The following is a 10,724-nucleotide window of genomic DNA, read 5'->3' as shown; positions in this document are numbered from 1 at the left end:
GGCGGGCGAGGTCGGCTGGTCCTGCCTTTGCCATTGCGTCTGCTTTGGTGCGATATGCCGCTTGCCCCGCGATCTCTGGCGGTGCTTGGCCCTCGGCCGTAGTGGCTGATCGGCCCGCTGCGTCAACGGCTGCTCCATACGCGGTGTCAGCGGCTGCCTGTGACGATGCCTGGCGTCGGCCGGCGTCGCTAGCAAGGTTGCCGCCAGCAAGGGCAGCGTCAGTCTGCAAAATCCGGAAAAGCTCAGCGTTGCCATCGGCCGGAAACGGCGCCGGCACGGCAAAGTTGCCCTGGAGGGGCGGCGTCGCGATCACAATCGGTTACCAACGCGTTACGCGCCGATCGCTTCCAGCCCTTCCTCCAGCCAGTCGGCGAGCAGCGGCATGCCGAGCAGGTATTTGGCCGTGCGCTTGTTGGCGCGCTCGCGCGCGGCGGCCAGCGCGTCCGCCCACTCCGAGGCGTCGTAGTCGCCGCGGCCGACCCAGGCCAGCGCGATGAGTTCGGCCGCCTCGTCGACATTGAGGTCGTCGATCAGTTCGCGCAGTTCTTCCTCGGTGAGGTTTTCCGAGCTTTCCTCGACGAGACCGTCATGATGGTGGCTGTCATGCGTGTCGCCGTCGAACTCGATCTCGTGCTCGGCGCCGTCGGCATAATCCTCATTGACGGCCGCGCTCAGCGCCTTCGCCTTGAGAATGAACAGGCGCACGGTGTCGGGACCGATCGAAAGCTCCCATTCCCGTTCGAGGCGCTGCTGCACTGGCCTTCTCCGCATCCTCCGTTGGCCGTTTGCCAGGATGATAGCCGATTTGTAGCGCGCGTCACGTGGGGTTCGGTCGTTTCCGGGCAAAATGCTGGAGGTCGGGGCTGAGGCGCAGGTTTTCAACGCCCCTCGTTTTTCCGGGATGAAACCGCTGACGGTCGGCGTTAGTATCGCATTGTCACGCTCCAGGAGGCTTCCATGCGCAGACGTTTGCTGATTCAAGTCATGGCCATCGCGGCTCTGCCGCTCTTTGTAGCGCCTGCCTTCACGGCCGGCGAAGGCGGTGGTGGCGGCGACCAGACTCCGAAGTGCAAGAAGGGCGAGGTCTGGGACAAGAAGAAGCAGAAATGCGTGACGCCTAAGTACGGCATGCTGGACGACGACAATATCTACGAAGCGGGCCACGACCTGGCGATGGCCGGACGCTATGACGAGGCGATCGCCGTGCTCAGCCTTGCGGCCAACAAGCAGGATCCGCGCATCCTCAACTATCTCGGCTATTCGCATCGCCATTCCGGCCGCATCACCGTCGGCCTCGGTTATTACGAGGAAGCCTTGCGCATCAATCCAGACTATACGCTGGTACGCGAATATCTCGGCGAAGCGCATCTCCAGATCGGCGACCTTGCCGGCGCCCGCGAACAGCTCAGCGAAATCGAGAAGCGCACCGGCAAGGGCTCGCGCGAATACGGCATGCTGGCCGAGCAGATCGACCATTTCCTGAGAAGCTGATTCGACCTCGACACCTTTCCGGCCGGCCGCGAGCGATCACGGCCGGCCTTTTGTTGCCGCGCCGGCAAATGATTGCTTTCGCGGCGATCGCCCTTGCGAAAGCAGCGGATGATTTTTCAAGACCGGATTTTTTGGCGTGAAAAACGCGCAAACATTGCTATATTCAGGCAAATTGCGGTGAAACGGTTCCGTTAGCCCAAGGCTGCCGGACCGTTTTCTTTTTGTACCCATCGACAAGGGCCATCCCCGAAAAGCGGGGGTGGCGGCAGGAAAGGTCAGGCATATGAACAAGGTCCCGATGACAGGCGAGGGGTTCGCGTCATTGAAGGAAGAACTGCGCTGGCGCCAGCAGGAAGAGCGGCCGCGCATCATCGAGGCGATCTCCGAGGCGCGTTCGCATGGCGACCTTTCCGAAAACGCCGAATACCACGCGGCCAAAGAGGCGCAGAGCCACAATGAAGGCCGCGTCAACGAGCTCGAGGACCTGATCGCGCGGGCCGAGGTGATCGACGTCACCAAGCTCAGCGGCGACAAGGTCAAGTTCGGCGCCACCGTGGTGCTGGTCGACGAGGACACCGAGGAGAAGAAGACCTACCAGATCGTCGGCGACCAGGAAGCGGACGTGAAGTCAGGCCGCATCTCGATCTCCTCGCCGATCGCGCGCGCCCTCATCGGCAAGGAAGTCGGCGACGCCATCGAGGTCAACGCGCCCGGCGGCGCGCGGGGGTATGAGATCGTCCAGGTGCAATTCATCTGAGGGGCTTTTGATAATTGCACTCTGGTGGCCGACTAGCGCGGTTTTCTGTGCTTCCGGTGCCCACGTACTTTAAGTACGCTCCGCGCCGGTTCTCGAAAACCACGCTATTCGACTCACCAGAGCGAATTCTGAAAAGCCCTAAACCGCCTCTGATCTGAGCCTAAGCAACCGCTCGGCTTCCCCGATCACCTCGGCCGGACTTATCGGGTTTCCGGGTTTCGCCAGCAAGGTCGATGAAAACGGCCCGCGCGGGCCGGTGAGGCCGGGTTCGGTGGCCAGGAAGACGGCGACTGTCGGCAGGCCGAAGGCGCTGGCGAGATGGGTGAGGCCGGTGTCGGCGCCGACGACCAGCGCCGAACGGCCGATGGCCGCGGCGATTACCGCCAGCGGCGATTTGGGCACCAGCGCCGCCTGCGGCACTGCCTTGGTGATCGCCTCGGCCACGGCCTTTTCAGGCCCGTTCGACCAGGTGACGACAGGCGTCATTCCCTTCTCAAGCAATAACCCGGCGATCTCGATCCAGTCCTTGACCGGCCATTTCTTGTCCTCGCGGCTGGTGCCGTGCAGCAGGAAAGCGGTCTTGCCGCTGGTGCCGGCCAGACCATCCGCCGGCGGCACGATGCCGGACTGGAGCCCGGAGAGATCCGGCTGGTAGCCGAGCGCCAGACCGAACAGCCGCCGCGTCCGCTCGATGGCGTGCAGGTCGCGCGGCACTGCGTAGCGGTGGTCGTAGAACAGCGTCGCCGACGGTTCGCGCGCGCTTGCCCGGTCGAAGCCGGCGACCGGCGCTGCCGCCTGCTTCGCCACCACAGCGGACTTCAGCAGCCCTTGCGCATCGATGACGAGGTCGTAGCTCGCGGCGCGCAGGGCACAGCGCAGTTTTGCCGCCTCATGCCAAGTGTCGCTGTTGAAAAGCCGCTTGCGCCAGCGCCGGATTGCCACCGTGTGGATGATGCCGATCGCCGGGTGCAGGGCGACGATGCCGGCAAAGGCTTCCTCCACGCACCAGTCGAAGGAGACGTCCGGGCGGTGGCGGCGCGCATCCTCGACAGCCGGGAAGGTATGGATGACATCACCCATCGAGGATGTCTTGACGATCAGGACCTTCATGCGGCGGCCGGCATTGCCAGCAGCCGGTCCACTGCCGCCGCGACCCGCGCGACGTCGAGCGTCTTCAGGCAGTTGAGATGGCCGAGCGGACAGGTCTTCTGGTGGCAGGGCGAGCAGGACAGGCCGAGCCACACCAGCTCGGCGTGCTCGGAGAGCGGCGGCGTGTTCTCAGGGGAGGTCGAGCCGTAGACGGCGACGATCGGCGTGCGGACGGCGGCGGCGACATGCATCAGCCCGCTGTCGTTCGACACCGCCAGCCGTGCCGCGGCGATGAGGTCGATGGCGTCCTCCAGCCGCGTCTTGCCGGCTAGGTCGACGGCGCCTGGCGCGAGCGCGGCGATCTCGGCCGTCACCTCGGCGTCGTTCCTGGATCCGAGCAGCGCGACCTTGAGGCCTCTTGCCATCATCGCGCGCGCCAGGTCGGCGTAGCTTTCGCTCGGCCAGCGTTTCGCTGGGCCGAATTCGGCGCCGGGCATCAGCGCCACAAAGTTCTTCGCGCTTAGGCCCGAGCGGTCGAGCAGGGCAGCCTGGCTGACGGCATCGATGGTGAGCTTCGGGGCCTGGAAGGTGCCGCCGCGGGCAAGGCCGAAATAGGCGCGCGCCGTGCGCCGCTTCACCGCGTCGGGCAGCGGCACGATGTCGGTGAGCAGGCCGTAGCGCATTTCCCTGAGGTTGCCGACGCGGCGCGGAATGCGGGCAAAGAACGGGATCAGCGCCGACTTCCAGCTTCCCGGCAGAATATAGGCCATGTCGTAACGGCCGCGCAGCAGGCGGCCGAACCGCCTGCGGATGCGGAATTCGAGCGCGCCGGGCTTCATCGGGAAATCGATCTGCTGGCGTATCTCCGGCATGCGCTTGACGAGCGGTGCCGCCCAGGCCGGCGCCAGCACGTCGATCGCGGCGTTCGGATACTGCTCCTTCAGCGCCGAGAACAGGCACTGCGCCATGACCATGTCGCCCACCCAACGTGGGCCGATCACGAGGATCGCTGGGCTTTCAGCCATTCGACATAGTCTCTGACACCGGTTTCGACAGTCCGGAATTGGCCATTGTAACCGGCCGCGCGCAAGCGGGACATATCAGCTTGGGTAAAACTCTGGTAGCTGCCCTTGAGGTGGTCGGGGAAGTCGATGAATTCGAGCCTGCCCCTGCAGAGCGTATCGATGACGGTCTCGGCGACGGCGCGGAATGGCTGGGCGCGGCCGGTGCCGCAGTTGAAGATGCCGCTCGAGCCGCGCTTCCACAGCCAGAGATTGACGTCGGCGACGTCGCCGACATGAATGAAGTCGCGGCTTTGCTCGCCGGGTCCGAACCCGTCATAGGCGCCGAACAGCTTCGGGTTTTCGCCGCGCTCGACCTGGTTGAACAGATGGAAGGCGACCGAGGCCATGGCGCCCTTGTGCGCCTCGCGCGGTCCGTAGACGTTGAAATAGCGAAGCCCGGCCACCTGCGAATGATCGGTGTCGAAGACGGTGCGGCGGACATAGTCGTCGAACAGTTTCTTGGAATAGGCATAGACGTTGAGCGGCCGCTCGAACTGCTGTTCCTCGCGGAACTCGCTGCCGCCGCCATAGACCGATGCCGAGGAGGCGTAGAGGAAGGGCACGCGCAAGGCCAGGCAGGCATGCAGCAGCCGCTTCGAATAGGCGTAGTTGACGTCCATCATGTACTTGCCGTTCCACTCGGTGGTGGTCGAGCAGGCGCCCTGGTGGAAGACGGCCTCGACGCGGCCGAGCCCGCCATTCTCCAGGCGTGCGAGGAAATCGTCCTTGTCGAGATAGTCGGCGATTTGGAGGTCGGCGAGATTGGCGATCTTGTGGCCGTCGGTGAGGTCGTCGACGACGAGGTTGTCGCTGTGCCCCTCGGCGTTGAGCGCGGCGACGATGTTGGAGCCGATCATACCGGCGCCGCCCGTGACGATGATCATGAAGGCCTCTGGTTGCTTCCGATTCCGGTCCTTATAAGGGAGGCAGTATGGGCTGTCGATAAAGCCGGCAGCGGTTGGTCTAATCGCAGCAGGACTGGTGAATGGCAGGAGATCCTTCAGCTATGCCAACCGATAGACATGGCGTGGCGGTGTTTGTCGGTTCCTACGTTCGGATGGTGTCCCTGCCGGACGAGAATCGTGGAAAACCGATCGAAAAGGTGCGCAGGTCATCGATCGGACGCATTTGCCGAATTGTTGAGCCGTACGAAGGGACATCGACGAATGGCATCCAAATCAGCAGTGGCGAATTTCGGCTCCACTACGCTCCCCTTTCTCTCGATGGTATCCAAGGAATCTCGTTTTACGCAGCTCCGACGGACATAGAGCTCGTCGCGGCTACAGAGGAAATGCTGCTGCTCTATAGCGAAGACATCTGGCAACTTGTCCGGCCTTTCGGTGAAAAGCAGGACACCCCGACTTTCGAGCGGCTGGTGGCAGCGTTCGGTTTCTCAGAAGTTTGAACATCATCATTCACAGGAGCAAGGCAATGCCGTCGAGCGAACTGCTCATCGCGTTTTTCGCCACCACGGCGATCTTCGCCTACATTCCCGGTCCTGCCATGCTCTACGCGGCGGCGCAGACGATGGCGCGCGGGCGCTGGTCAGGTTTGACGGCGGCGCTCGGCATCCATCTCGGCGGCTATGTGCATGTCCTTGCGGCGGCAGCGGGTCTTTCGGTGCTGTTCCATGCCGTTCCGCCGCTCTACATGGCGGTCAAGCTCATCGGCGCGCTCTATCTGATTTGGCTCGGCGTCTCGCTTTTCCGCGCCAGGACGCAAGGCGGCGACTCGGCGCTGCCCGCCATCGAGCGGAAATCGGCCCGCCGCGCCTTTTTCGAGAGCATCACCGTCGAAGTGCTCAATCCCAAGACGGCGATCTTCTTCATGGCGTTCCTGCCGCAATTCATCGATGCCTCGGCGGCATTTCCGGTCTGGCTGCAGTTCGTCATCCTTGGCACCCTCGTCAACCTGATGTTCTCCTCCGCCGACATAGCGTGCGTCTTCCTGGCCGGGGCGATGATCGCCGGGCTGCGGCGTTCGAGCCGCGCGCAGCGGCTGATGCAGCGCGCGGGCGGCGCGGTGCTGGTTGGTCTCGGCGTCCATGTCGCCCTGCAGAAGAGCTGAACGGCCGGCCGGGGTTCTGCGGCGACCCGTCCCCCGGCCGCCGTTGCGCTGGCTCGAATTGCGGTATATCGGCTTCGCCATGAACGACCGTCCAGCCATTTGAACCCCGAACCATCCTCAGAAACGGCTTTTTCCGCGCGTTGCCAGTGACATGATCAATCATCATCTGCCTTCCCCGGAACCTTTGCACCGCGCCATCGCGCGCTTTGGCGGCGTCACCGTGCTGGTGGTCGGCGACTTCATCCTCGACCGTTTCGTCAGCGGCGTGATCGAGCGGATCTCGCCGGAGGCGCCCATTCCGGTGCTGCACGGACGTGGCGAGATGCTGGCGATGGGCGGTGCCGGCAACGTCGTCTCCAACATCGTCTCGCTGGGCGCCGCCGCAATTCCTGTTTCGGTGATCGGCGCCGACAAGGCGGGCGACGATCTGATGCGGATGCTTGGCGAGCTTGGCGCCGAGACATTCGGCCTGTCGCAGCAGCGCGACCGCATGACCTCGTCGAAGAGCCGCTTCAGCGCGCTCAATCAGCAGGTGTTGCGTTTCGACGAGGAGGAGGTGAAGTCGCTCAACGCCGCCGAGCGATCGACGCTGGTCGAGCATTTCCGCACGGCCCTTGCGCGCGCCGACATCGTCATCCTGTCCGATTACGGCAAGGGCATGCTGCTCGACGGCGTCGCCGGCGAGCTGATCTCGATCTGCCGCGAGGCGGGAAAGCCGGTGCTGGTCGATCCCAAGGGCCGCGACTATGCCCGCTATGCAGGCGCGACGGCGGTCACGCCCAACCGCAAGGAACTCGGCGAGGCCGTGGGGCGCGCGGTGTTTGCCGATGACGAGATCGTGGCGGCGACGCGGGAACTGATCTCGGCGCATGGCTTCGACTTCGTCGTCGCGACGCGCAGCGAAAAGGGCATGAGCGTCGTCGAGCCCGACGATGCGCGCCACATCGCCACGCAGGCGCGGGAGGTGTTCGACGTCTCCGGCGCCGGCGATACTGTCATCGCCACCTTCGCGCTCGCACTCGCGGCGGGCGCCGACCGTGTGCAGGCCGCTACAATCGCCAATGCCGCCGGCGGCGTCGTGGTGGGCAAGCGCGGCACGGCGCGGCTGACGGTCGAGGAACTGACGGGGGCGCTGTTCCGCTCGCATGGGCCGGTCGCGCACAAGGATGCCATCCTCGACGCCGCCGCGGCAGCCAGGATGGTGGCCGCGTGGAAAGAGGAAGGGCTGACAGTCGGCTTCACCAATGGCTGCTTCGACATCCTGCATGCCGGCCATGTCAGCCTGCTGCACGCGGCGCGCAGCCAGTGCGACCGGCTGGTGCTCGGCCTCAACAGCGATGCTTCGGTGCGCCGGCTGAAGGGCCCGGGACGTCCGGTCAACGACCAGCACGACCGCGCCTGCGTGCTGGCGGCCCTAGCCTCGGTCGACGCCGTCGTCGTCTTCGAGGAAGACACGCCGCTGGCGCTGATCGAAGCCTTGTTGCCCGACATTCTGGTCAAGGGCGCCGACTATACGATCGACAAGGTGGTCGGCGCCGACGTGGTGCAGAAGGCCGGCGGGCGCGTGGTGCTGGTCGACCTCGTCGCCGGCAAGAGCACGACCGGCACCATCGGCAGGATGCGCGCTACCAATTGAGGGTTTCATGTCCGCACTGAACGACTATCTGGTTCGCTCGGCGGCCGCGCTTACGGCGACGGTCGAACGCGACCTTACCGCCGAGATGGAACGCGCCGTGAGCACGGTCGTCACCGCGCTGTCGCAAGGCAAGGCGCTGCTGATCTGCGGCAATGGCGGCTCGGCTAGCGATGCCATCCATATCGCCGGCGAGCTGGTCGGCCGCTTCCTCAAGGAGCGCAAGGCCTACAATGTCATCGCGCTGCCGGCCAATGCGGCGGTGCTGACCGCCTGGGGTAACGACTACGGTTTCGACACGGTTTTCTCGCGCCAGGTCGAGGCCCATGGCTCGCAAGGCGCCGTGCTGCTCGCCATCTCGACCAGCGGCAATTCGCCGAGCATCCTGGCTGCCGCCGAACAGGCTCGCATGATGAGCATGACGGTGATCAGCCTGACCGGCGACACCGGCGGCAAGCTCAAGCCGCTGACCGACATCCTGCTCAACGTGCCGTCGATCTCGACGCCGATCATCCAGCAGGGGCATCTGTGCCTCTACCATTATCTGTGCGAGGCGGTCGAAGCGCGTCTCAGCAATGGCTGATAGCAAGCCGCCGTATCCGCTCGATGAGCCCGGTCTTTGGGTTGAGCGGACTCGCGACAGGACCTTTGCGACTGGCCTGCCAGCGATCTTTCTCGACCGCGACGGTACCATCAATGTCGACACCGGCTATCCGAGCGATCCCGCTGATATCGTGCTGCGGCCGGAAATGCTACCGGTTATCCGAACGGCCAATCTTGTCGGTCTTCCCGCAATTATCATCTCGAACCAATCAGGTATTGCGCGCGGTTATTTCGGCTGGGCTGAATTCGCCGCCGTGAATGCCAAGCTGCTGGCACTTCTCGAAGTCGAGCAATGCCGGATCGATATGGTGTTCGCCTGTGCGTACCATTCGAGTGGCACGGGTGAGCTGGCGATGGGCGATCATCCGATGCGCAAGCCCAATCCCGGCATGCTTTTGCGTGCTCGTGATTTGTTGGGTGTGGACATTGGTCGATCGATCATCGTTGGCGACAAGGCCGACGACATGGAAGCCGGTCGAAGGGCCGGGCTGGCGGAAGGCTGGCTGGTCGGCGGCAGGTTCAACAAAAAGGCCGCGGACGGCAGTTTTGCGATACGCAAGCTAATGACGGGCAATGATTATCGCAGATTGTGCGACCTAATTGCCGGGTGGGCGCGGTTTAGAACGCCACCAGGCCCTCATCCTTGACGCGACGGATGGTGAGCGCGGTGCGCACGGTATCGACATTCGGCGCCGAGGCCAGTTCCTCGATGACGAAGGTCTGGAAGGTGCCGAGGTCGCTCGCCACGCAGTGCAGCAGGAAGTCGGATTCACCGGATACCATCCAGGCGTCGCGCACGATCGGCCAGCCGCGCGTGCGCTCGGCGAAGGTCTTCAGCTCGGCGTCGGCCTGATGATGCAGGCCGATGAGGCAGAAGGCGACGACATCCATGCCGAGCGCCGGCGCGTTGAGCAGGGCGCGGTAGCCGCGGATGATGCCGGCCTCCTCCAGCCGCCGGACGCGGCGCAGGCAAGGCGGCGCCGAAATGCCGACGCGGTTGGACAACTCGACATTGGTCATGCGCCCGTCATCCTGCAGCTCGCGCAGGATCTTCCAGTCGATGGCGTCGAGATCAGCTTTGAGCGGCATGGTCGGCTTTCGTGCGCGCAAGAATCTTTCGTGATTTTGTAATTAGACTTTCCGATGCATGCCATCCCTCCGTCCGACGATTTTTGACCGGAGGGTGAGAGATATTGCCGGCTATGCCGGCGCAGCTTTCCGGGGACGAATCCCAACCCGCCTTGCTGGCGCCGCGGGCAGCACTTACATTACGCGCGACAATCGGGCGGGATTTCCTTTAATCAAAATCCTTGGCTGCCCTCAGCAGAGAGCTTTCATGACCACCAAGCACGCGCCAGTCCTCATCATCGGCTCCGGCCCAGCCGGCTATACGGCGGCGATCTATGCCGCCCGCGCCATGCTGAAACCCATGCTGGTCGCCGGCCTGCAGCAGGGCGGCCAGTTGATGATCACCACCGACGTCGAAAACTATCCGGGCTTTGCCGATCCTATCCAGGGTCCATGGCTGATGGAGCAGATGCTGAAGCAGGCCGAGCATGTCGGCACCGACATCGTCAACGACATCATCACCGAGGTCGACCTCAACGTGCGGCCGTTCCGGGCCAAGGGCGATTCCGGCACCACCTACACCGCCGACGCGCTGATCATCGCCACCGGCGCGCAGGCGAAATGGCTGGGCATTCCCTCCGAGCAGACCTTCATGGGCTTCGGCGTCTCGGCCTGCGCAACCTGCGACGGCTTCTTCTATCGCGGCAAGGATGTCGCGGTGGTCGGCGGCGGCAATTCGGCGGTGGAGGAGGCGCTCTATCTCTCGAACCTCGCCAAGAGCGTCACCGTCATTCACCGGCGCGGCGACTTCCGCGCCGAGCGCATCCTGCGCGAGCGGCTGTTCAAGAAGGAGAATGTGCGCGTCATCTGGGACACGGTCGTCGACGAAATCACCGGGCAGCCCGGCAAGGCGCCGCTGCCGCCTTCGGTGGAAGGGCTGACGCTGCGCAAT

The 10,724-nt window shown here is 64.2% G+C and carries 13 protein-coding genes; 8 read left to right on the top strand and 5 right to left on the bottom strand.

The features are described from left to right. Positions 1-330: 330 nt before the first annotated feature. Positions 331-756, bottom strand: a complete 426-nt coding sequence (locus EN742_RS11630) for a DUF3775 domain-containing protein (protein WP_126058733.1) — start codon at positions 754-756, stop codon at positions 331-333. 201 nt (positions 757-957) lie between these two features. On the opposite strand from EN742_RS11630, the gene EN742_RS11625 reads away from it, so the two are divergent. After that, entirely contained in the window at positions 958-1,491 is a 534-nt protein-coding gene (locus tag EN742_RS11625) for a tetratricopeptide repeat protein (RefSeq protein ID WP_126058734.1), read from the top strand. A gap of 283 nt (positions 1,492-1,774) precedes the next feature. Beyond that, positions 1,775-2,248, top strand: coding sequence for a transcription elongation factor GreA (gene greA / locus EN742_RS11620; protein ID WP_126058735.1), 474 nt, complete (start codon positions 1,775-1,777; stop codon positions 2,246-2,248). 138 nt (positions 2,249-2,386) lie between these two features. Here the strand turns inward: greA and waaC are convergent, their stop codons facing one another. The 3 genes from waaC to rfaD are packed head-to-tail and all read right to left on the bottom strand — an operon-like array spanning position 2,387 to position 5,285. After that, positions 2,387-3,358: a lipopolysaccharide heptosyltransferase I gene (gene waaC / locus EN742_RS11615; RefSeq protein ID WP_126058736.1), complete on the bottom strand. Its 972-nt coding sequence runs from the start codon at positions 3,356-3,358 to the stop codon at positions 2,387-2,389. Further along, positions 3,355-4,362 (bottom strand): lipopolysaccharide heptosyltransferase II, encoded by a 1,008-nt coding sequence (waaF, locus tag EN742_RS11610; protein WP_126058737.1) that lies wholly within the window; start codon positions 4,360-4,362, stop codon positions 3,355-3,357. The genes waaC and waaF overlap by 4 nt, the downstream gene beginning before the upstream one ends. Then, on the bottom strand, positions 4,335-5,285 hold the full coding sequence (gene rfaD, locus EN742_RS11605; RefSeq protein WP_128332829.1) for an ADP-glyceromanno-heptose 6-epimerase: 951 nt from the start codon (positions 5,283-5,285) through the stop codon (positions 4,335-4,337). The genes waaF and rfaD overlap by 28 nt, the downstream gene beginning before the upstream one ends. Before the next feature lie 101 nt (positions 5,286-5,386). On the opposite strand from rfaD, the gene EN742_RS11600 reads away from it, so the two are divergent. The 5 genes from EN742_RS11600 (at position 5,387) to EN742_RS11580 (ending at position 9,351) form a co-directional block, all read left to right on the top strand. Beyond that, positions 5,387-5,806 (top strand): hypothetical protein, encoded by a 420-nt coding sequence (locus EN742_RS11600; protein WP_126058738.1) that lies wholly within the window; start codon positions 5,387-5,389, stop codon positions 5,804-5,806. 26 nt (positions 5,807-5,832) lie between these two features. Next, entirely contained in the window at positions 5,833-6,468 is a 636-nt protein-coding gene (locus EN742_RS11595) for a LysE family translocator (protein WP_127400074.1), read from the top strand. A 151-nt stretch (positions 6,469-6,619) separates the two neighbouring features. Further along, on the top strand, positions 6,620-8,104 hold the full coding sequence (gene rfaE1 / locus EN742_RS11590) for a D-glycero-beta-D-manno-heptose-7-phosphate kinase (RefSeq protein WP_126058740.1): 1,485 nt from the start codon (positions 6,620-6,622) through the stop codon (positions 8,102-8,104). 7 nt (positions 8,105-8,111) lie between these two features. Then, on the top strand, positions 8,112-8,684 hold the full coding sequence (locus tag EN742_RS11585) for an SIS domain-containing protein (protein WP_126058741.1): 573 nt from the start codon (positions 8,112-8,114) through the stop codon (positions 8,682-8,684). Further along, entirely contained in the window at positions 8,677-9,351 is a 675-nt protein-coding gene (locus EN742_RS11580; RefSeq protein ID WP_126058742.1) for an HAD-IIIA family hydrolase, read from the top strand. The genes EN742_RS11585 and EN742_RS11580 overlap by 8 nt, the downstream gene beginning before the upstream one ends. Here the strand turns inward: EN742_RS11580 and EN742_RS11575 are convergent. Further along, on the bottom strand, positions 9,323-9,793 hold the full coding sequence (locus EN742_RS11575; RefSeq protein ID WP_126058743.1) for an Lrp/AsnC family transcriptional regulator: 471 nt from the start codon (positions 9,791-9,793) through the stop codon (positions 9,323-9,325). The two genes, EN742_RS11580 and EN742_RS11575, sit on opposite strands and share 29 nt — an antisense overlap. 247 nt (positions 9,794-10,040) lie before the next feature. On the opposite strand from EN742_RS11575, the gene EN742_RS11570 reads away from it, so the two are divergent. Next, positions 10,041-10,724 (top strand): FAD-dependent oxidoreductase (locus EN742_RS11570; protein WP_128332828.1); only part of this gene is annotated, 684 nt, incomplete at its 3' end.

Origin of the sequence: Mesorhizobium sp. M4A.F.Ca.ET.020.02.1.1 (assembly GCF_004022645.1) — a bacterium.
In the GTDB taxonomy this organism is placed as follows: Bacteria; Pseudomonadota; Alphaproteobacteria; order Rhizobiales; family Rhizobiaceae; genus Mesorhizobium.
The sequence above is the reverse complement of the archived record's forward strand: the minus strand, read 5'-3'. Positions and strand labels throughout refer to the sequence as shown.